This is a genomic window from Phytobacter cepae (genome assembly GCF_054165735.1).
Genome location: NZ_CM135107.1, coordinates 1,425,738 through 1,447,204 on the forward strand (window position 1 = coordinate 1,425,738; position 21,467 = coordinate 1,447,204).

Here is a 21,467-nt window from a genome sequence, read left to right on the forward strand (position 1 = left end):
GAGTTAAAATTTGGCAGCGATAAGATCTTCAAGCTTGCGCTGATCGACCGCGAATTGACGGATCCCATCGGACAGTTTTTCAACCGCCATGGCGTCCTGGTTATGTTCCCAGCGGAACTGCGCTTCGGTGAGCGGTTCCGGGCGCGGGAAGCTTTGAGTCGGGGGAATCAGCTTGCGTTCAACGATACCTTCCTGTTCGTGAAGCTTTTTCAGCAGATCCGGTGAAATGGTCAATCTGTCGCAACCTGCCAGCGCCAGCACCTGTTCAGTGCGGCGGAAGCTCGCCCCCATGACGATGGTCTGGTAGCGGTGCTGCTTAAAGTAGTCGTAGATGTTACGCACCGATTTGACGCCGGGGTCTTCCTCCACCACGTAGGGGTCCATCGGCTTGCGTTGCTGGTACCAGTCATAAATACGACCGACAAACGGGGAGATTAAAAAGACGTCGGCTTCGGCACAGGCGCGGGCCTGAGCAAAAGAGAAAAGCAGCGTCAGGTTGCATTTGATCCCCTCTTTTTCCAGCTCTTCCGCAGCGCGAATCCCTTCCCAGGTGGAGGCAAGCTTAATCAGAATGCGCGATTTATCGATGCCCAAATCCTGATAGAGTCCCACCAGCTTGCGGGCTTTGGCGATACTTTTCTCTTTATCGTAAGAGAGGCGCGCATCGACTTCGGTAGAGACGCGGCCTGGAATGCTTTTGAGAATTTCCTGACCAAAATTGACCGCCAGTTTGTCGCAGGCCTCGGCCACCTGCTGCTCCTGCGTTTTACCGTGGCTTTTGCCATAGGTAATTGCGTCGTCAATCAGATGCTTAAAGTGATCGAGCGCAGCCGCCTTCAGGAGTAGCGAAGGGTTGGTGGTCGCATCTTCCGGTTGATAATGACGAATGGATTCAATATCGCCGCTGTCCGCCACCACGGTGGTGAACTGTTTGATGCCGTCTAAATGATTCATAGTTATTCTCCTTTAACAACAGGGTGTTATATGAATGTTTTACAAAGTTGCTTATTCAGAAATGTGATGTGCATAACCAAAAAGCATAGCAGACCGGGGCTGTTCTGCTTTCGCTGGGTTGTAACAAGAGTGTTATGAATTGATAACAATTTTTGTTATGGCATGGTCAGACTTTGGCGGTGTTCAAAGTTTAAGAAGGGCGGCGGGGGCATACTGGTCGGTGCATTTGGAAAGTTTACGCTTCACATCTGAAAGATACGTGAAAGGAACAGCAAATGGACGACCAGTTAAAACAAAGTGCCCTCGATTTCCACGAATTCCCGCATCCCGGGAAAATTCAGGTTTCCCCGACGAAACCACTCGCCACACAGCGTGATTTGGCGCTGGCCTATTCCCCAGGCGTTGCCGCGCCCTGTCTTGAAATAGCGAAAGATCCGCTGGCCGCTTACAAATACACGGCGCGAGGCAACCTGGTGGCCGTGGTCTCCAACGGAACCGCCGTGCTGGGACTGGGAAATATTGGTGCGCTGGCCGGTAAGCCGGTGATGGAAGGAAAAGGGGTACTGTTTAAGAAATTTGCGGGTATTGATGTGTTCGACATAGAAGTCGATGAGCATGACCCGGACAAACTGATCGATGTGGTGGCGGCGCTGGAGCCGACCTTCGGCGGCATCAACCTTGAAGATATCAAAGCGCCAGAGTGCTTTTACATCGAAGCCAAACTGCGTGAGCGGATGAACATTCCGGTGTTCCATGATGATCAGCATGGCACCGCGATCATCAGTACGGCAGCCATTCTTAATGGCCTGCGCGTGGTGGAGAAAAATCTCTCTGACGTGCGTATGGTGGTCTCGGGCGCGGGTGCGGCGGCCATCGCCTGTATGAACCTGCTGGTGGCCCTGGGCATGCAAAAACACAACATTGTGGTGTGCGATTCCAAAGGGGTAATTTACAAGGATCGCGAAGCCAATATGGCGGAAACCAAAGCCGCCTATGCCGTTGACGATGACGGTAAGCGCACGCTGGCTGAGGTGGTTGAAGGGGCAGATATTTTCCTCGGCTGCTCTGGCCCGAAAGTGCTGACGCCAGAGATGGTGAAAGTGATGGCGCGTCAACCGCTCATCCTGGCGCTGGCAAACCCGGAGCCGGAAATTCTGCCGCCGTTGGCAAAAGAGGTACGCCCGGATGCGATTATCTGCACCGGACGCTCTGACTACCCAAACCAGGTAAACAACGTCCTCTGTTTCCCGTTTATTTTCCGCGGGGCGCTGGACGTGGGCGCTACCGCCATCAACGAAGAGATGAAACTGGCGGCGGTGCATGCCATTGCAGAGCTGGCCCATGCTGAACAAAGTGAAGTGGTGGCGTCGGCCTATGGCGATCAGGATCTGAGCTTTGGCCCGGATTATTTGATCCCTAAACCCTTTGACCCGCGCCTGATCGTGAAGATCGCACCGGCGGTCGCAAAAGCCGCGATGGAATCAGGTGTGGCAACGCGGCCCATTAAAGACATGGATGGCTACGTCGACAAGCTGACCGAGTTTGTCTACAAAACCAACCTGTTTATGAAACCGATTTTCTCCCTGGCGCGCAAAGATCCCAAACGTGTGGTGCTGACCGAAGGGGAGGAGCCGCGCGTGCTGCATGCTACTCAGGAGCTGGTTTCCTTAGGCCTGGCAAAACCGATTTTGATTGGCCGTCCTGGGGTTATCGAAATGCGCATCCAGAAACTGGGGCTGCAAATTCGCCCTGAGGTGGATTTTGAGATCGTCAACAATGAATCCGATCCGCGTTTCAAGGAGTACTGGACGGAGTATTTCAGCATCATGAAGCGCCGTGGCATAACCCAAGAGCAGGCGCAGCGGGCGGTGATCAGCGATACCACGGTTATTGGTGCGATTATGGTGCACCGTGGCGAGGCGGATGCGATGATCTGCGGCACCATCGGCGATTATCATGAGCACTATAGTGTGGTGCAGGAGATCTTCGGTCATCGCGAAGGGGTGCATGCAGCAGGGGCGATGAACGCACTGCTGCTGCCAAGCGGCAATACCTTTATTGCTGACACCTACGTGAATGAAGATCCGAGCGCCGAACAACTGGCGGAAATCACCCTCCTGGCGGCCGAGACGGTGCGTCGTTTTGGTATTGAACCGAAGGTGGCGCTGTTGTCCCATTCTCAGTTTGGTTCATCAAAATCGCTGGCGGCAACAAAGATGCGTGACACGCTGGCGCTGGTGCGAGAGCGTGCGCCTGACCTGATGATTGACGGTGAGATGCACGGGGATGCGGCGCTGGTGGAAAGTATTCGGCATGAGCGTATGCCGGACAGTCCGCTGAAAGGGTCGGCTAACATTCTCATCATGCCCAACGTGGAAGCCGCCCGTATTAGTTACAACTTACTGCGTGTTTCCAGTTCAGAAGGGGTAACCGTTGGGCCAGTGCTGATGGGGGTGGCGAAGCCGGTGCATGTTCTGACGCCTATCGCGTCGGTGAGACGTATCGTCAACATGGTGGCACTGGCGGTGGTGGAAGCGCAGACGCAGCCGCTGTAAGACACTCACGGATGGTGCATTAGCGCTTTTGAGAAACGGTAGAGCCTGATGAGTCAGGCTCTACGCATCACGGTTTACGTTTGCTGGTACGACGTTGCCGTTGTCCGGCAGGTCGGGCAGATAAACCCGTACAGCATCCCCTCCGCAGATTCATCAATATCCTCATAGCTTAACTGAGCCATAAACATCATCGTCTTCGCGCATTCCGGACATAAGGGGTACTCCGCATCCTGAACCCATGCAGGATGACCACCGAGCTGCGAGAATGTGGTCGGTAAAAACGGATCGGCCGCAAACAGCGGCAGGCGCGCTTCGCCGAGGTGCAAGCTCTCGACCGGAAGTCTTATCCAATCAGCTGCGTTCTCTGATGCCAGTGCAGAGCGGACATTTTGTTCAAGCCACTGCGGTTGTCCGTGCGAATCCACCTTCGCATATACCGTTTCATAAGCTGTGCAGCACTGGCAGGTTTGAATACGAATGTGGCCCGGCCATTCATCGTTGCTGAGGCCAACAGCAGCAGGGGCAACGTCAAAAAGATGAATCAGCGGCATCGCGCAGTGCGGGCAATGGGTACCGGGTTCCGTGACGGCGCGAAAGAGGCCCGGCTCGGCGGGAACCTGTTTGACCAGATGGGTACAGCGCCTGAAGTAGAGATCGCGTCTGCGTCCCTCTTCGGTCAGTTCCCAGCCTGCCTGATGCGCGTAGTGGTGCGGGGGGACATACAATGTCTGGCACCACGATAGCGGTTTCTCACGCCAGCGTTTAAAGTGCTCAACCACCACCTCATCACCTATCCAGGCCAGCGCAATAAGAAGAACGTTGCGGTTTTCATCATCCTTTTCAATGCGATGCAACAGCTCATCGCGTACATCGGGTGGCGCACGGTGAAAAGGCAGGGCGGAATAGAAATCAAGGTCGCCGTCATGCAGCCATTTGCGTAAACCATTATCCAGACGGGCCTCGGTAAAAGCGGCAAGGCAGGTACAGATCTCCTGAGCGAGATCATGTGAACCGCTATCGAACAACTCCTCTGCGTAACCCGCCATACGAAGGCATTCATCCGCTGAGAGCTGCTGATAAAGCTTGTCAGTGGGAACAGGGCAGGGGACCCAGGCAATCAGGGGATCGGGTTCTCGTGGCGCATGTACCCGTTTTAACATCTCAACAGGATCGTTTATTCCATCGAAGACGTTAATGGTTTTCCTGTTTTTCTTAATGAACGCGTCATGCTCCTGCCTTTTTCGCGCATTGACGCAAGGCATGCAGAACCCTTCGGTGCGCAGGGCGGTGGCTGGCAGGATGCGGTTTGCGCATTGCGGATTCTTACAAGGAATACGATCGTCCATGGCAGCGTGTCCTGTTTTGCAAGGTAAGATTTATATCAATGATAATGGATTGCCGACAGGTCGGCTTAAATCCACTCTTTCACCTGAATAAATTCGCGCAGTGCGGCTTCCGGGGATCCTGCTTCTGGCTGGTAGTTATACTCCCAGCGGACAAGCGGCGGCATCGACATTAAAATCGATTCGGTGCGTCCACCGGTTTGCAGGCCAAACAGCGTGCCACGATCCCACACCAGATTGAACTCCACGTAACGGCCCCGACGATAGAGCTGAAATTCACGCTCACGCTCCCCGTAGGGCATCGCTTTGCGACGTTCAACAATCGGCAGATAAGCCTCGGTATAGCCGTTACCCACCGCCTGCATAAAGGCAAAACAGGTTTCGAAATCCGGCGTGTTCAGATCGTCAAAGAACAGTCCGCCAATGCCACGCTGCTCATCGCGGTGCTTAAGGTAAAAGTAGTCGTCACACCATTTTTTGTAGCGCGGGTAGATATCCTCCCCGAACGGCTGGCACAGGTCGTGGGCGGTCTGGTGCCAGTGAATGGCATCCTCTTCGAAACCGTAGAACGGCGTCATATCAAATCCGCCGCCAAACCACCAGACCGGGTCAGCACCCGGCTTTTCGGCGATGAAAAAACGCACGTTGGCATGGCTGGTGGGGACATAGGGGTTACGCGGATGCACCACCAGAGACACGCCCATGGCTTCGAAACTGCGCCCGGCCAGCTCAGGCCGATGGGCGGTAGCGGAAGCGGGCATTGCCGTTCCGCTGACATGGGAGAAGTTCACCCCTGCTTGTTCAAAGATTCCCCCGTCGCGCAGCACCCGGCTGCGTCCACCGCCGCCGGCTTCACGTTGCCAGTTATCTTCAGCAAAGGCTGAACCGTCGAGTGCGGACAGCTTCTGGCAAATATCATCCTGCAGTTTGAGCAGAAAGGCTTTTACATCATGGGTGTCTGGTAGGGTCATCAGCGTTTCGTCGAATGGGCTTTATGATTATCGAACCAGTTAAAGTAACTGATCACACCGGAGGCGATGGCGCTGGCAATTTTTTGCCGGAAAGCCGTTGTGCCAAGCAATTTTTCTTCCTGCGGGTTGGTGATAAAGGAGGTTTCAACCAGCACCGAGGGAATAGACGGTGATTTTAGCACCACAAACGCGGCCTGTTCTGTATTGCGACTGTGCAGGCGGTGAACGGGCTTAATCTGGCGCAGAATGTGTGAGCCCAACGTCAGGCTGTTTTTGATGGTGTCGGTCTGAACCAGATCGAACAGAACCTGCTGAAGCAGATGATCTTTATCAGTGGCTTTTTTACCCGCGACATCATCGGCGGCGTTCTCGCGATCGGAGAGGTATTTCGCCATGGCGCTACTGGCGCCACGGTTGGATAGCGCAAATACCGATGCACCCGCAGCGCTTGGGTTAGTAAAGCCATCAGCATGAATGGACATAAACAAGTCGGCACCGTGCTGGTGGGCAATTTCCACCCGATCGTATAACGGGATGAACGTATCCCCGCTACGCGTAAGCCGTGCATCAATGCCGTTATTTCTGAGGATGGTGCGAACATTTTTGGCAATCGCCAGCACCACATGTTTCTCTTTAGAACCATTACCGCCAATGGCGCCGGTATCAATGCCGCCATGGCCGGGGTCGAGCATGACAATGCGCTTGCCCCCCGCTTTTTTGGCTTTTACCGGGCTATGGCCCGTGCGGGTTTTAAGGGCTGTGTCTTCTTTTGCGATAGCGCGCGACATGCCGGTCAGCGTCAGAGCGGCAAGGCCTGCTTTGAGCATCTGACGGCGCGAGGTGAATATTTTTAACGGTTTTGAAGTGCTCATACGTCAGTCTTATTATCCATAGTCCCTGGTGTTATATCGTATCGTCCTGGTCGTTACGACAGTCCTTAGTAATAAAAGTTTTACTTTTCATTTCAATACATGACAGAGTGACATTATGCCATTTCCCCGACTCGACTTCGCCGGATATTGGCGGCAGGGGACGTTCACGCCATAATCATCAGAAATATAGTCAAAAGAGGCAATTAAACCATGGAGATACGCGTTTTTCGCCAGCAAGACTTTGAAGAAGTGGTCACCTTGTGGGAGCGCTGCGAACTGCTGCGCCCATGGAATGATCCGGAAATGGACATCGAACGCAAAATTAACCACGATGTCAGCCTTTTTCTGGTCGCCGAAGTGAACGGTGAAGTCGTGGGTACGGTAATGGGCGGCTATGACGGTCATCGCGGCTCGGCCTATTATCTCGGCGTGCATCCCGAATTTCGCGGGCGTGGTATTGCGAACGCGCTATTAAGCCGCCTTGAAAAAAAGCTCATTGCTCGCGGCTGCCCGAAGATCAACATCATGGTGCGAGAAGACAATGATGTGGTGTTAGGTATGTATGAACGACTGGGTTATGAGCAGACCGATTCGCTTAGCTTAGGTAAGCGTTTAATTGAAGATGAAGAATATTGAGTTTTCCCCTGCTGACTACGATCCGCATGGTCGCTTACGATTGCCGTTTTTGTTCTGGTGTGTGTTGCTTCTCCAGGCGAGAACCTGGGTGCTTTTTGTCATGGCGGGCGCCTCTCGCGGGCAGGGCGATACACTGCTGACGCTGTTTTACCCCGACCACACTGCATTCTGGTGGGGATTGCTTCCCGGCGTTCCTGCGGTGCTGGCCTTTCTCGTCTGTGGGCGTCGGCAGAATTTTCCCCGCGTCTGGCACGCATTGCGCCCGCTGCTTGTCCTCACGCAGGTTGTCTTACTGCTCTGGCAACCCTTATTCTGGCTGCGTGGCGAAGCACTGAGCGGCGTTGGCTTAACCCTGGTGGTGGTGGATCTGGTGGCCCTGAGCTGGTTACTCACGAATGCCCGTTTTCATGCCTGCTTTCGTCAGGATGAACATTAACGGGCACTTTTTGCATTTGTGGTACTCCAACTGCCGATGAGAAAACTTGAAAGGAAGTTACGATGAAGTCCCTGCGTTTAAGCGTCTGCGCCCTGGCGCTGGTATTAACGGGCTGTTCCACGCTCTCTTCTGTGAACTGGTCAGCGGCCAATCCGTGGAACTGGTTTGGTTCGTCTATGGAAGTGAGCGCGCAGGGTGTTGGCGGCATCACGGCCAGCACTGCGCTTGATGAAAAAGCGCTTAACGACGCCCTGGGCGGCGATTACCACCTGCGAAGCGGTATGAAGAGCGATAAAGGCAATATCATTCGCTATTTCGAGGCGCTTAAGGATGACAAGGTTGCGCTGGTCGTGAATGGCGAGAACGGCACTGTGAGCCAGGTCGATGTGCTCGACAGTGGTATTGAGACGGCAAAAGGAGTCAAAATCGGTACGCCGTTCAGCGATCTCTACGACAAAGCATTTGGTCAATGTGTAGCGGCTGCCGCTGAAGAGACGAAAGCCGTGGAGTGCAAAGCGCCAGAAAGTCAAAATATTAGCTTTGTCTTTACCGGTGACTGGAACGGCCCGGAAGGGTTAATGCCCTCTGACGATGCCCTCAAATCCTGGAAATTACACAAGATTATCTGGCGACGCTAATGCACTCTGCGGTTCCGCTTGCTGATGAAAAACGGGTACAATAACCCCATCAATGCCACGGTTGCGTGGCATTTTTTTCAGGAGGAGCGATGTCTCAGGTTCAGAGCGGCATATTGCCAGAACATTGCCGTGCGGCAATTTGGATTGAAGCCAATGTGGTGGGCAGCCATGATGCCCTACGGGAAGGCTGTAAGGTATTTATCGATAAACTGGCGACCTTTGAGGCGGCTTACCCGGATGCGGCTGTGGGTGCCGTCATCGCCTTTGGTCACACCGTCTGGCGTGACCTTAGCGCAGGGGTTGGTGCAGAAGAGCTGAAAGATTTTTCCCCTCTGGGTAAAGGTCTGGCCCCGGCGACGCAACATGATGTCCTTATCCATATTCTCTCTTTGCGCCATGATGTGAATTTTTCCATTGCGCAGGCCGCACTGACGGCCTTGGGTGATGTGCTTGAGGTCAAAGAAGAGACCCATGGTTTCCGTTGGGTGGAAGACAGAGATCTCAGCGGGTTTGTGGATGGCACTGAAAACCCGGCAGGGGACGAAAAGCGTCGTGAGGTTGCCGTCATCAAAGAGGGTATCGATGCAGGTGGCAGCTATGTGCTGGTGCAGCGGTGGGAACATAACCTCAAGCAGCTCAACCGCATGAGCGTGGGCGATCAGGAGATGATGATTGGCCGCACTAAGGTCGCCAATGAAGAAATTGATGGCGATGCCCGTCCGGTCACCTCACACCTGAGCCGCGTTGACCTCAAAGAAGAGGGTAAGGGCCTGAAGATTGTACGCCAGAGCCTGCCATACGGTACCGCAAGCGGCGTGAATGGCCTCTATTTCTGCGCCTACTGTGCGCGTCTTTATAATATTGAACAGCAGTTACTCAGCATGTTTGGCGACACGGATGGCAAGCGAGACGCCATGTTACGCTTTACCAAACCGGTTACTGGCGGGTACTATTTTGCACCGTCCGTAGCGCGCCTGCTCGCGCTCTGATTTCTTACACTTAGACCTGGTTGCCTCACTCAAGCGCAGGCAACGGGGTCAAGTGCCTTCTACCCAGAAATGCTTATTCCCTTTTTAACTTCCAAAGCACCAAACGGTATATAAAACCGTTACTGGTTTCACACGCGTTATAAATAAACTGAAGGCCATATCGTCATCATCGAATAAGGGTGCGCAATGACCGTTAATGTAGTGAAAAAAGGATATCTGACTCTGGCAGCAATGACGCTGCTGGTTGCGCAGGCGCAGGCGACGGAGTTGTTAAACAGTTCTTATGATGTGTCCCGTGAACTGTTTGCCGCCCTGAATCCACCCTTTGAGCAGCAGTGGGCAAAGGATAATGCGGGCGATACGCTGACGATCAAACAGTCCCACGCGGGCTCGTCTAAACAGGCTTTGGCCATTTTGCAGGGCTTAAAAGCGGATGTGGTGACTTACAACCAAATCACTGACGTGCAGATCCTGCATGACAAAGGCAACCTTATTCCGGCGAACTGGCAGAGTCGTTTGCCAAACAACAGCTCACCGTTTTACTCCACCATGGGCTTCCTGGTGCGTAAAGGTAATCCGAAGAATATCCACGACTGGAGCGACCTGGTACGTTCCGATGTGAAACTTATTTTCCCCAATCCAAAAACCTCGGGTAACGCGCGTTATACCTATCTGGCGGCGTGGGGCGCAGCAGACAACGCTGACGGTGGGGATAAAGCCAAAACTCAGCAGTTCATGACCCAGTTCCTGAAGAACGTCGAAGTTTTTGATACCGGCGGTCGTGGTGCGACCACCACCTTCGCCGAGCGTGGTCTTGGCGATGTGCTGATAAGCTTTGAATCGGAAGTGAACAACATCCGTAAGCAATATGAAGATCAGGGCTTTGAAGTCGTGATCCCAAAAACCAACATCCTGGCTGAGTTCCCGGTGGCCTGGGTTGATAAAAACGTTGCAGCGAATGGCACCGAAAAGGCAGCAAAAGCCTATCTCAATTATCTCTACAGCCCACAGGCTCAGACGATAATTACCGATTATTACTATCGCGTGAATAACCCGAAAGTGATGGACGCGTTGAAAGATAAATTCCCGCAGACCGCGCTTTTCCGTGTGGAAGATAAGTTCGGTAGCTGGCCTGAGGTGATGAAAACCCACTTTAATAGCGGCGGTGAGTTAGACAAATTGCTGGCGGCGGGGCGTAAGTAATGTTTGCAGTTTCTTCCAGGCGCGTGCTGCCCGGCTTTACCTTAAGCCTGGGGACCAGCCTGCTGTTCGTCTGTCTGATTTTGTTATTACCGCTTAGCGCACTGGTTATGCAGCTCTCTGAGATGAGCTGGGCGCAGTATTGGGACGTGGTCACTAACCCGCAGGTGGTGGCGGCCTATAAAGTGACGCTGCTTTCTGCATTTGTGGCGTCCATTTTTAACGGCGTGTTTGGCCTGTTGATGGCGTGGATCTTAACCCGTTACCGTTTTCCAGGCCGTACCCTGCTGGATGCGCTGATGGATTTACCGTTCGCCCTGCCAACGGCTGTTGCGGGTCTGACGCTGGCGTCACTGTTTTCCGTCAACGGCTTTTACGGTCAGTGGCTGGCGCTGCTTGATATCAAGGTGACCTACACCTGGCTGGGCATTGCCGTGGCGATGGCGTTTACCAGCATCCCGTTTGTGGTGCGTACCGTGCAACCGGTACTGGAAGAGCTTGGCCCGGAGTACGAAGAGGCGGCTGAGACGCTGGGGGCAACCCGCTGGCAGAGCTTTCGCAAAGTGGTCCTGCCGGAGCTTTCCCCGGCGCTGTTGGCGGGCGTTGCGCTCTCGTTTACCCGTAGCCTCGGCGAATTTGGTGCTGTTATCTTCATCGCTGGCAACATCGCGTGGAAAACCGAAGTGACCTCGCTGATGATTTTCGTGCGTCTGCAGGAGTTTGATTACCCGGCGGCGAGTGCCATCGCTTCGGTGATCCTTGCGGCATCGCTGCTGCTACTGTTCTCCATCAACACGCTGCAAAGTCGTTTTGGGCGACGTGTGGTAGGTCACTAATGGCGGAAGTTACTGAATTGAAACGCTACGACAGCCCCCGTATCAACTGGGGAAAATGGTTTCTGATTGGTACGGGTGTGGTGGTTTCGGCCTTCATCCTTGTCGTACCGATGGTATATATCTTCGTCAAAGCATTCAGTCAGGGGCTAATGCCCGCACTGGAAAACCTGGCGAATCCGGACATGCTGCATGCCATCTGGATGACGGTATTGATTGCGTTGATCACTGTACCGGTCAATCTGGTATTCGGTACGTTGCTGGCCTGGCTGGTGACGCGCTTTGATTTCCCTGGGCGTCAGCTACTCCTCACCTTGCTGGATATTCCCTTCGCGGTTTCCCCAGTCGTGGCCGGCCTCGTATACCTGCTCTTTTATGGTTCTAATGGCCCGCTGGGGCCATGGCTTGACGCGCATGACCTGCAAATCATGTTCGCCTGGCCCGGCATGGTGCTGGTCACCATCTTCGTCACCTGTCCATTTGTGGTGCGTGAACTGGTACCCGTGATGTTGAGCCAGGGAAGCCACGAAGATGAAGCCGCAGTACTGTTGGGTGCATCAGGCTGGCAAATGTTTAAGCGTGTGACGCTGCCGAATATCCGCTGGGCGCTGCTTTACGGTGTCGTGCTCACGAATGCGCGTGCTATCGGTGAGTTTGGTGCGGTATCGGTGGTCTCGGGTTCTATCCGTGGTGAGACGCTCTCACTGCCGCTGCAAATTGAATTACTCGAGCAGGATTACAACACGGTGGGTTCCTTTACCGCTGCCGCCCTGCTGACATTGATGGCTATATTGACGTTGTTTTTAAAGAGTGCAGTGCAATGGCGTTTGAACAATCAAGAAAAACGCGCGCAGCAGGAGGGAAATCATGAGCATTGAGATTGCCAATATTAAGAAGTCGTTTGGTCGCACCCAGGTGCTGAATGATATCTCGCTGGATATCCCTTCCGGGCAAATGGTGGCGCTGTTGGGGCCATCGGGCTCCGGTAAAACCACGCTGCTGCGTATTATCGCCGGGCTTGAGCATCAGACCAGCGGGCGCATCCGTTTTCACGGCACTGACGTGAGCCGTATCCATGCCCGTGAGCGCAAAGTAGGCTTTGTGTTCCAGCATTATGCGCTGTTTCGCCATATGACGGTGTTCGACAACATCGCTTTCGGCCTCACCGTTCTGCCGAAGCGGGAGCGCCCAAATTCTGCCACCATCAAAGCGAAAGTCACCAAACTGCTGGAAATGGTGCAACTGGCCCATCTGGCGGATCGCTTTCCGGCCCAGCTTTCCGGCGGACAGAAACAACGTGTTGCGCTGGCACGCGCGCTGGCGGTAGAACCACAAATCCTGTTGCTGGATGAGCCGTTCGGTGCACTGGATGCGCAGGTACGTAAGGAATTGCGTCGCTGGCTGCGTCAGCTCCATGAAGAGCTGAAATTTACCAGCGTATTCGTCACCCACGACCAGGAAGAGGCAATGGAAGTCGCCGATCGCGTGGTGGTGATGAGCCAGGGCAATATTGAGCAGGCCGATGCGCCAAATCAGGTATGGCGTGAGCCCGCTACCCGCTTTGTGCTGGAATTTATGGGCGAAGTTAACCGTCTGAAAGGCACTATCAGCGGCGGGCAATTCCATGTGGGGGCGCACCGCTGGCCGCTGGGCTACACCCCGGCACACCAGGGAGAGGTTGACCTGTTCCTGCGTCCATGGGAAGTCGATATCAGCCGTCGAACCAGCCTGGATTCCCCGCTGCCGGTGCAGGTGCTGGAGGCTACCCCTAAAGGTCACTACACCCAACTGGTGGTACAACCGCTGGGCTGGCATGACGAACCGTTGAGCGTGGTGTTAAGCGGAGATGACGCGCCAGAGCGCGGCGATCGCCTGTTTGTTGGTTTGCAGAATGCGCGCCTGTACACGGGTAATGAGCGGATTGAAAACCGCGAGGAGCTTGCTCTCGCAGAATCTGCCTGATAGGTTATTGCATCAGAAATTGTTGCCGGGTGGCGCAGGCTTACCCGGCCTACGCGGTAAATGCAAAACAGCCCAGGGCTGCTTTTAGTGTTTGCGCCCTTTCCCGGTGGGAGAGGGATGGGGTGAGGGCACCAGAGTGCACCTACCCGTAGGCCCGGTAGCGAATGCGCGACCGGGCTTTTTTATTGGACAGGGTAAGTGAACACGACATTAGAACAAACTATCGGCAATACGCCGCTGGTCAAGTTGCAGCGTCTTGGCCCGGACAACGGCAGTGAAATATGGGTCAAACTGGAAGGAAACAATCCGGCGGGGTCGGTTAAAGACCGGGCCGCACTCTCGATGATTGTCGAAGCAGAAAAGCGCGGTGATATTAAACCAGGTGATGTGCTTATCGAAGCGACCAGTGGTAACACCGGTATTGCGCTGGCGATGATTGCAGCGCTCAAAGGCTATCGCATGAAGCTGCTGATGCCAGACAACATGAGCCAGGAGCGCCGCGCGGCCATGCGCGCCTACGGTGCCGAGTTAATCCTGGTTTCCAAAGAGCAGGGTATGGAAGGTGCACGCGACCTGGCGCTTGAAATGGCGAACCGCGGTGAAGGCATGCTGCTCGATCAGTTCAACAATCCTGATAACCCCTACGCACACTACACCACCACCGGGCCAGAAATCTGGCAGCAAACGGCCGGGCGTATCACCCATTTCGTCTCCAGTATGGGGACAACGGGCACCATCACCGGTGTGTCACGTTTCCTGCGTGAACAAGCAAAAGCGGTCACCATTGTCGGTTTGCAGCCAAAAGAGGGGAGCAGTATTCCGGGCATCCGTCGCTGGCCTGCTGAATATATGCCGGGCATTTTCAATGCGAGCCTGGTAGACAACGTTCTGGATATTCATCAGCGTGATGCCGAAAACACAATGCGTGCGCTGGCGGTACGCGAAGGCATTTTCTGTGGCGTCAGTTCCGGTGGGGCGGTGGCAGGTGCAATCCGCATCGCGCAGGCAAATCCCGGTGCGGTTGTGGTGGCTATCATTTGCGATCGCGGGGATCGTTATCTCTCCACCGGCGTGTTTGGTGAGGAAAGTTACTCTCAGGGAGCGGGGATCTAATTATGGAAATGATTCTTTTCAGGGACAAAACACGCGCACAGCAGACCGATATCGTCGCCGTGCAGTCGCAGGTAGTGTATGGCAGCGTTGGCAACAGCATTGCCGTGCCGAATATTCGTCAGCATCGCTTAAACGTGACTGCCGTGCCTACCGTGCTGTTCAGCAACACGCCACACTACGACACCTTCTATGGCGGAATTATTCCTGACGAGTGGTTCAGCGGCTACTTACAGGGGCTGGAAGAGCGCGACGTGCTGCGTGAGCTCAAAGCCGTGACCACGGGCTACATGGGCAGCGCCAGCCAGATAGCGATTCTGGCGAAATGGCTGAAGACCGTAAAAGAGAAGCACCCGCAGTTGCTGATCCTGGTCGATCCGGTAATGGGGGACACGGACAGCGGGATCTACGTCAAACCGGAAATTCCAGGCGCCTATTGTGAGCATTTACTGCCGCTGGCACAGGGGATCACCCCCAATGTCTTCGAGCTGGAAATTCTCAGTGGCAAACCCTGCCGCGACATGAACAGCGCCGTCGAGGCGGCAAAAGGATTATTATCCGACTCGCTGAAGTGGGTGGCGATTACCAGTGCGCCTGTTGCTTCTGATGATAACAGTATCCATGTGGTATTGGTGACGGCGCAGTCAGTGGAAATCAGTACGCACCCGCGTATTGCGACCGATTTAAAAGGGACGGGCGATCTGTTCTGTTCTGAACTGGTGAGCAATATCGTGAAAGGCAAACCGCTCGCTGAGGCCATTCATGGGGCGGGGGATCGGGTGACAAACGTGATGAGCTACACCTTAGAAAAAGGCTACGACGAGCTTATCCTCCCGGCCTGACAAACAAAAATGGCGCCAATCGGCGCCATTTTTATGTTATCGGCAACAATTACTTCTTGATGCGAATCACCGGGGTTTCGCCCACGGTTACGCTGCCGGTAAGTTTGATCAGTTCTTTGATTTCGTCCATGTTGGAAATCACCACCGGCGTCAGGGTAGACTTGGCTTTTTCTTCCAGCAGTGGCAGATCGAATTCAATGACCGGGTCGCCAACTTTGACGCGCTGGCCTTCTTCTGCAATGCGTTTGAAACCTTCGCCTTTCAGTTCAACGGTATCGATACCGAAGTGAACGAAGAGTTCGATGCCGCTATCAGATTCGATAGAGAAGGCATGGTTAGTTTCAAAGATTTTACCGATAGTACCGTCAACCGGCGCTACCATTTTGTTGCCGGTTGGTTTGATAGCGATGCCATCACCAACAATTTTCTCAGCGAAAACAACGTCCGGTACATCTTCAATGTTGACGATTTCGCCAGAAAGCGGAGCAATAATCTCAATAGTTCCAGTGTCTTTCTTATCGTCAGAAACCAGAGATTTCAGTTTATCGAACAAACCCATGATCTTCTCCTAAGCAGTAATTTGGGCCGCATCTCGTGGATTAGCAGATTGTTTTTTCTTCAATGAACTTGTTAACCAGCGTCATTAACTCGTCCGTTGTCGGTTGAGCAAGAGCCTGCTCTGCTAAAACCTTCGCATCTTCGAAGTTCGTGTTGCGAATAATCTTCTTAATGCGCGGGATAGAAATGGCACTCATACTGAATTCATCCAGACCCATCCCCAGCAACAGAAGTGTAGCACGTTCGTCGCCTGCAAGCTCACCACACATGCCTGTCCACTTGCCTTCAGCATGAGATGCATCAATAACTTGCTTGATGAGGGTCAGTACAGACGGTGACATCGGCTGGTAAAGATGTGAAATCATATCATTACCACGGTCAACTGCCAGGGTGTACTGCGTTAAATCATTGGTTCCGATACTAAAGAAATCAACTTCTTTGGCCAGATGATGAGCGATGGTTGCCGCAGCCGGTGTTTCCACCATCACGCCAATTTCAATGGTCTCATCAAAGGCTTTACCTTCGTCACGCAGTTCCTGTTTGTAGATTTCGATCTCTTTTTTCAGTGCACGCACTTCTTCAACAGAGATGATCATCGGGAACATGATGCGCAGTTTACCGAAAGCAGAGGCACGCAGAATGGCACGAACCTGATCGCGCAGGATCTCTTTGCGATCCATAGCGATACGCACGGCGCGCCAACCCAGGAACGGGTTCTCTTCTTTCGGGAAGTTCATGTATGGCAGCTCTTTGTCGCCGCCAATGTCCATGGTACGTACGATAACCGCTTGTGAGCCACAGGCTTCAGCAACGGCTTTGTAGGCAGCAAACTGCTCTTCTTCAGTGGGCAGAGAGTCACGGTCCATGAACAGAAATTCGGTACGATACAGGCCTACACCTTCCGCGCCATTACGCTCTGCACCTGCGACGTCACGCACGGTACCGATGTTGGCACAGACTTCAACCTGATGGCCGTCCAGCGTAATCGCTGGCAGGTCTTTGAGTTTAGCCAGCTCGGCTTTCTCTTCGGCTACCTGAGCCTGCGCGTTACGCAGTGTTTCGATCTCTTCATTGGTTGGGTTAACGTACACTTTGTTGTTAACCGCATCGAGAATCAGATAGTCGTCATTTTTTACCTGAGAGGTTACGCTGCCCGTACCCACGATCGCAGGCAGTTCAAGAGAACGCGCCATGATGGAGGTGTGGGACGTACGACCGCCGATGTCAGTGATGAAACCGAGGACCTTGTTCAGGTTCAACTGCGCAGTTTCAGACGGGGTCAGGTCAGCGGCAACCAGAATTACTTCGTCCTGAATGGAGCTCAGGTCGATGATGGGCATACCCAGAATGTTACGCAGCAAACGTTTACCGATATCACGTACGTCAGCCGCACGTTCTTTGAGGTATTCGTCGTCCAGCTCTTCAAGGGCAGTGGCCTGGCCTTCGATAACTTCATGCGCAGCTGCGTCAGCTGTCATGTGCTTATCTTTAATCAGGGCTATGATTTCCTGCTCAAGCTCCTCATCTTCGAGCAACATAATGTGGCCTTCGAAGATAGCTTCTTTTTCTTCACCGAACGTTTCGCCAGCTTTCGTCTTAATCGCTTCGAGCTGTGCAGATGCCTTAGCACGACCACTCAAAAAACGTTCCGTTTCCTGAGGAGCCTTATCGGCAGAAATTTTCTTCCGGTCAATGACGATCTCGTCTTCTTTCAGCAGCAATGCTTTGCCAAAAGCGATACCCGGGGATGCTAAAATGCCTGAAATCATAACCCTACCTTACTTGTGACTGATCTTTAAAAGAACCCGTAACCTTACTCGAGCTCTGCCATCAGTTTGACCAGATGCTCAACTGCTTTTTGCTCGTCTTCGCCTTCAGCGGTCAACGTAACAACAGTACCTTGAGTCAGACCCAGAGTTTGCAGTTTGAACAGGCTTTTCGCGCTGGCGCTTTTGCCGTTGGAAGTCACAGTGATCTCAGAGGTGAAGCCTTTCGCTTCTTTAACAAACTGAGCAGCAGGGCGGGTGTGCAGACCGTTCGGAGCGGTAATGGTAACTTCTTGCTGGAACATTGTATTTCCCCAACTTATAGGTTTAGTGTTGTGGAACTAAAGTCTAGCCTGGCGGTTCGACTTTAGCCTGTATCGGTAGCGCCGGCGTTACAAGACACGATTCGAAAGCCAGAAACGTGAGTAACGCATTTTGATGCTGGCGCTTCTGGCGACCGACGTCTTAAACGTCATTAAACATTATGCCGCGAAAGCGAGAGTTGAACCAAATCATAAAATCGATTCAGCTTCGTGAAATCAGAAACCGATTAATTTCGCGCATCAAAATAAATGTGATGGTTAAATACCAGACCCGAGGAGTCTAAGCAATGCCAGGAGGAGTGAAACTTTGATGTGTGCCACAAAAAAGCACCTCATTGGGTGCTTTTTTGCGCGTTTGTAACGATCTGGCATTACTGTTGCAGTTCTTTCTCAGTAAACAGATCGGCAAATAACGCGGTGCTCAAATAGCGCTCACCCGAAGAAGGAAGGATAACCACTATATTCTTATTGGTAAAGGTTTCGTCTTCCTGAAGTTTCAGTGCCGCAGCAACGGCCGCTCCGGAAGAGATACCCGCCAGTATACCTTCTTCTTCCATCAGACGACGTGCGGTGCTGATAGCTTCTTCATTCGTGATAGCGACAACCTTGTCGATCAGCTTCAGATCGAGGTTACCTGGGATGAAACCTGCACCAATACCCTGGATTTTGTGCGGGCCGGGTTTGATTTCCTGACCAGCCAGCGCCTGAGCAATCACCGGAGAATCTGTCGGTTCTACCGCAACGGTGATTAAATCGAATTTACCTTTGGTGCCTTTAATATAGCGGGAAACGCCTGTCAGCGTACCGCCGGTGCCAACGCCCGAGATAAAGACGTCAACCTGACCATCGGTGTCTTCCCAAATTTCCGGGCCGGTGGTTTTTTCGTGAATCTCCGGGTTAGCCGGGTTGCTGAACTGCTGGAGCAACAGGAATTTAGACGGATCGCTGGCAACAATTTCTTCCGCCTTCTGAATTGCGCCTTTCATCCCTTTAGCGCCTTCGGTCAGCACCAGGTTTGCGCCCAGCGCTTTCAGCAGCTTACGACGCTCAATGCTCATGGTTTCTGGCATGGTGAGCGTGAGCTTATAACCGCGTGCAGCAGCCACATAGGCGAGTGCAATACCGGTATTGCCGCTGGTCGGTTCAACCAGTTCGATACCCGGTTTCAGTACGCCACGTTTTTCGGCATCCCAAATCATATTGGCACCGATACGGCATTTAACGCTGAAGCTCGGGTTGCGGGATTCGACCTTTGCCAGGATGCGTCCATTACCGATACGGTTCAGTCGAACCAGCGGCGTGTGACCGATAGTCAGCGAGTTATCTTCAAAAATCTTACTCATGGCCTGTCCTTAACTGTATGAAATTTGGGAACCACCCCAGCATACCCACTTACCGCCCAGGCGGAAGTAAGGAATTAGCATATCTATATGCTGAGGCGAAATAATGGCAATCAGTATGGAATAAGAACGGGAATAACGCTCTTAACGCCAGAGTGCATTTTTTTCCCGATAACAGTCCACCCACATCGCCGTTGCGCCGCAGACGGCTACGGGCATGACCACCAGATTTAAAACCGGAACCATCGTGAACAAGCTGGTGAGGGCACCAAACTGTAAGTTCGTTGCTTTACGGGTCCGCAGAGCTGCGCGCATCGTTTTAAACGACACTTTGTGGTTATCAAAAGGATAATCGCAGTACTGAATGGCCAGCATCCAGGCGCTGAAGAGGAACCACACCACCGGGGCAACGGTCTGTCCAATACCTGGAATGAAGTAAAGCAGCAATAACACAATGGCGCGGGGTAAATACCACGCAAGCTTTTGCCACTCACGTTTCATTATGCGGGGAACATCTTTAAGAATAGCGCCGATCCCGGCATCCGGTGGCGTCGCGCCGGTCAGCCTGGCTTCGAGCTGTTCTGCCAACAGACCGTTGAAAGGGGCCGCTATCCAGTTGGCAAGGGTGGAGAAGAAGTAGCTGAATACCAGCAATATCGACACCACGACCACCGGCCAAAGCAAATAGCTCAGCCACTGCAGCCAGTCAGGAACGTGGCTCATAATGGCGGGTATCCAGTTGTCGAGACGGCTAAAAAGCCAGATAAATGCGCCGCCCATCAACACGATGTTGACCAGTAACGGCAGCACGACAAAACGTCGAATACCGGGGAGGGTGATGAGCTTCCAGCCCTGAGAAAAGTAGAAAAGGCCGCTGCGAGATGGGACAGATGAAGGTGAAACCATAGCCTGGCTATACTCCTTTGTATTACAGCCGGAAATCAGCAGACTATATTATCTGCTCGCGGAAGAAAAAACCCGTTCGGAAATGTTCGAAAAAACAGCAAAAAGCACGATTTCGTTCATCTTTATGCCGTGAATGGCCTGTGTGCACTTGCACTTGACGTAATCGGCAAATACTCTTAGTGAGTAAATGTTTGCCGTGGTGGCAAGGTGTTAGAACAACAGAGAATATAATGATGCAGGATTTGCGTCTGATATTAATCATTGTTGGCGCGATCGCCATAATCGCTTTACTGGTTCATGGTTTTTGGACGAGCCGTAAAGAACGTTCTTCTATGTTCCGCGACCGTCCGCTGAAACGTATGAAGTCGAAACGTGATGACGATGACGCTTATGACGAAGATGTCGAAGAAGAAGACGAAAGCGTGGGTGAAGTTCGTGTTCATCGGGTAAACCCTGCCCCGAAAGCCAGCAGCGAGCCGGAAACGCCTCGTCAGCAGCCGCAACATCAATACCAACCACCTTATGCGTCCGCTCAACCCCGTGCGACGGCCCCTGCGCCGGTAACGCACCATGACGAGCGTCCGCAGCAGCCAGCGGTTCAACCTGCGGCCCATGTGGCGCCTGTTGAGCACGTACAACCGCGCCAGGAACCCGCTGCCGTGCAGCCAGCGATGCAGCAGCCTCAGCCTGGAGCCGCCGTGCCGCAACCTCAGCCTGTTACTGCCCCCGTTCATCATGAGCCGGTTGCGCAGCCTGAGCCTGAACCGGTTGTTGAGCCAGCGCCGGTTGTTGAGAAACCCGTGCGTAAAGAGACCGTTATCATTATGAACGTCTCAGCGCATCATGGTACGGCCCTACAGGGCGATCTGCTGCTTAACAGCATTCAACAAGCCGGTTTCAAATTTGGTGACATGAGCATTTTCCACCGTCATCTCAGCCCGGATGGCAGCGGCCCGGCACTGTTCAGCCTCGCTAACATGGTTAATCCAGGAACCTTCGACCCTGAAATGACTGAGTTCACGACGCCGGGTGTGACGATCTTCATGCAGGTTCCTTCCTACGGGGATGAGCTGCAAAACTTTAAGCTGATGCTTCAGTCAGCGCAGTACATTGCCGATGAAGTCGGTGGCGTGGTCCTTGACGATCAGCGCCGCATGATGACACCGCAAAAACTGCGTGAGTACCAGGACCGGATCCGCGAAGTGAAGGAATATCACGCGTAACCGACGACCT

The 21,467-nt window shown here is 53.3% G+C and carries 21 protein-coding genes; 12 read left to right on the forward strand and 9 right to left on the reverse strand.

Going from position 1 to position 21,467, the window contains the following annotated elements:
* Window positions 1-3 precede the first annotated feature (3 nt).
* Window positions 4-954 carry a transaldolase gene (gene tal, locus ACUY4Q_RS06620; protein WP_458046265.1) on the reverse strand — a complete coding sequence of 317 codons (951 nt, stop codon included), beginning with the start codon at window positions 952-954 and terminating at the stop codon, window positions 4-6.
* 275 nt (window positions 955-1,229) lie between these two features.
* On the opposite strand from tal, the gene maeB reads away from it, so the two are divergent.
* Window positions 1,230-3,509 (forward strand): NADP-dependent oxaloacetate-decarboxylating malate dehydrogenase, encoded by a 2,280-nt coding sequence (gene maeB / locus ACUY4Q_RS06625; RefSeq protein ID WP_458046266.1) that lies wholly within the window; start codon window positions 1,230-1,232, stop codon window positions 3,507-3,509.
* A gap of 74 nt (window positions 3,510-3,583) precedes the next feature.
* Here the strand turns inward: maeB and ACUY4Q_RS06630 are convergent, their stop codons facing one another.
* The 3 genes from ACUY4Q_RS06630 to amiA form a co-directional block, all read right to left on the reverse strand.
* Window positions 3,584-4,855 (reverse strand): YwqG family protein, encoded by a 1,272-nt coding sequence (locus tag ACUY4Q_RS06630; protein WP_458046267.1) that lies wholly within the window; start codon window positions 4,853-4,855, stop codon window positions 3,584-3,586.
* A gap of 65 nt (window positions 4,856-4,920) precedes the next feature.
* The gene (gene hemF / locus ACUY4Q_RS06635) at window positions 4,921-5,823 is read right to left on the reverse strand and encodes an oxygen-dependent coproporphyrinogen oxidase (RefSeq protein WP_458046268.1); all 903 of its coding nucleotides are present in this window, start codon (window positions 5,821-5,823) and stop codon (window positions 4,921-4,923) included.
* Window positions 5,823-6,695, reverse strand: a complete 873-nt coding sequence (gene amiA, locus ACUY4Q_RS06640) for an N-acetylmuramoyl-L-alanine amidase AmiA (RefSeq protein WP_458046269.1) — start codon at window positions 6,693-6,695, stop codon at window positions 5,823-5,825. The genes hemF and amiA overlap by 1 nt, the downstream gene beginning before the upstream one ends.
* A gap of 210 nt (window positions 6,696-6,905) precedes the next feature.
* Here amiA and ACUY4Q_RS06645 point away from each other — a divergent pair, with 210 nt between their 5' ends.
* From ACUY4Q_RS06645 to pdxK, 10 genes are all read left to right on the forward strand, one after another.
* Entirely contained in the window at window positions 6,906-7,331 is a 426-nt protein-coding gene (locus ACUY4Q_RS06645; protein ID WP_458046270.1) for a GNAT family acetyltransferase, read from the forward strand.
* A complete protein-coding gene (locus tag ACUY4Q_RS06650) occupies window positions 7,318-7,767 on the forward strand; it encodes a DUF2919 domain-containing protein (RefSeq protein WP_458046271.1) in 450 nt (149 codons plus the stop codon). Before ACUY4Q_RS06645 ends, ACUY4Q_RS06650 begins: the two co-directional genes overlap by 14 nt.
* A gap of 62 nt (window positions 7,768-7,829) precedes the next feature.
* Window positions 7,830-8,405, forward strand: a complete 576-nt coding sequence (locus ACUY4Q_RS06655) for an RpoE-regulated lipoprotein (protein WP_458046272.1) — start codon at window positions 7,830-7,832, stop codon at window positions 8,403-8,405.
* A gap of 89 nt (window positions 8,406-8,494) precedes the next feature.
* Entirely contained in the window at window positions 8,495-9,394 is a 900-nt protein-coding gene (locus ACUY4Q_RS06660; protein WP_458046273.1) for a Dyp-type peroxidase, read from the forward strand.
* Between the two features lie 186 nt (window positions 9,395-9,580).
* The gene (locus ACUY4Q_RS06665; protein WP_458046274.1) at window positions 9,581-10,597 is read left to right on the forward strand and encodes a sulfate ABC transporter substrate-binding protein; all 1,017 of its coding nucleotides are present in this window, start codon (window positions 9,581-9,583) and stop codon (window positions 10,595-10,597) included.
* Window positions 10,597-11,430 (forward strand): sulfate/thiosulfate ABC transporter permease CysT, encoded by an 834-nt coding sequence (gene cysT / locus ACUY4Q_RS06670; protein WP_458046275.1) that lies wholly within the window; start codon window positions 10,597-10,599, stop codon window positions 11,428-11,430. The genes ACUY4Q_RS06665 and cysT overlap by 1 nt, the downstream gene beginning before the upstream one ends.
* The gene (gene cysW / locus ACUY4Q_RS06675) at window positions 11,430-12,305 is read left to right on the forward strand and encodes a sulfate/thiosulfate ABC transporter permease CysW (RefSeq protein WP_458046276.1); all 876 of its coding nucleotides are present in this window, start codon (window positions 11,430-11,432) and stop codon (window positions 12,303-12,305) included. The genes cysT and cysW overlap by 1 nt, the downstream gene beginning before the upstream one ends.
* The gene (cysA, locus tag ACUY4Q_RS06680) at window positions 12,295-13,389 is read left to right on the forward strand and encodes a sulfate/thiosulfate ABC transporter ATP-binding protein CysA (protein ID WP_458046277.1); all 1,095 of its coding nucleotides are present in this window, start codon (window positions 12,295-12,297) and stop codon (window positions 13,387-13,389) included. The genes cysW and cysA overlap by 11 nt, the downstream gene beginning before the upstream one ends.
* 198 nt (window positions 13,390-13,587) lie before the next feature.
* A complete protein-coding gene (gene cysM, locus ACUY4Q_RS06685; protein WP_458046278.1) occupies window positions 13,588-14,502 on the forward strand; it encodes a cysteine synthase CysM in 915 nt (304 codons plus the stop codon).
* Between the two features lie 2 nt (window positions 14,503-14,504).
* Window positions 14,505-15,341, forward strand: coding sequence for a pyridoxine/pyridoxal/pyridoxamine kinase (pdxK, locus tag ACUY4Q_RS06690; RefSeq protein WP_458046279.1), 837 nt, complete (start codon window positions 14,505-14,507; stop codon window positions 15,339-15,341).
* A 49-nt stretch (window positions 15,342-15,390) separates the two neighbouring features.
* On the opposite strand, the gene crr is transcribed toward pdxK, so the two are convergent.
* The 5 genes from crr to cysZ form a co-directional block, all read right to left on the reverse strand.
* Window positions 15,391-15,900 carry a PTS glucose transporter subunit IIA gene (crr, locus tag ACUY4Q_RS06695; protein WP_437430595.1) on the reverse strand — a complete coding sequence of 170 codons (510 nt, stop codon included), beginning with the start codon at window positions 15,898-15,900 and terminating at the stop codon, window positions 15,391-15,393.
* A gap of 40 nt (window positions 15,901-15,940) precedes the next feature.
* Window positions 15,941-17,668: a phosphoenolpyruvate-protein phosphotransferase PtsI gene (gene ptsI, locus ACUY4Q_RS06700; protein ID WP_458046280.1), complete on the reverse strand. Its 1,728-nt coding sequence runs from the start codon at window positions 17,666-17,668 to the stop codon at window positions 15,941-15,943.
* Window positions 17,669-17,712: 44 nt separating this feature from the next.
* Window positions 17,713-17,970 carry a phosphocarrier protein Hpr gene (gene ptsH / locus ACUY4Q_RS06705; RefSeq protein WP_039079738.1) on the reverse strand — a complete coding sequence of 86 codons (258 nt, stop codon included), beginning with the start codon at window positions 17,968-17,970 and terminating at the stop codon, window positions 17,713-17,715.
* A 389-nt stretch (window positions 17,971-18,359) separates the two neighbouring features.
* Window positions 18,360-19,331: a cysteine synthase A gene (gene cysK / locus ACUY4Q_RS06710; protein ID WP_458046281.1), complete on the reverse strand. Its 972-nt coding sequence runs from the start codon at window positions 19,329-19,331 to the stop codon at window positions 18,360-18,362.
* 141 nt (window positions 19,332-19,472) lie between these two features.
* On the reverse strand, window positions 19,473-20,234 hold the full coding sequence (gene cysZ / locus ACUY4Q_RS06715) for a sulfate transporter CysZ (RefSeq protein ID WP_458046282.1): 762 nt from the start codon (window positions 20,232-20,234) through the stop codon (window positions 19,473-19,475).
* Between the two features lie 230 nt (window positions 20,235-20,464).
* Between cysZ and zipA the strand changes: the two genes are divergently transcribed.
* Window positions 20,465-21,457: a cell division protein ZipA gene (gene zipA, locus ACUY4Q_RS06720; protein WP_458046283.1), complete on the forward strand. Its 993-nt coding sequence runs from the start codon at window positions 20,465-20,467 to the stop codon at window positions 21,455-21,457.
* The last annotated feature ends 10 nt before the right edge of the window (window positions 21,458-21,467 follow it).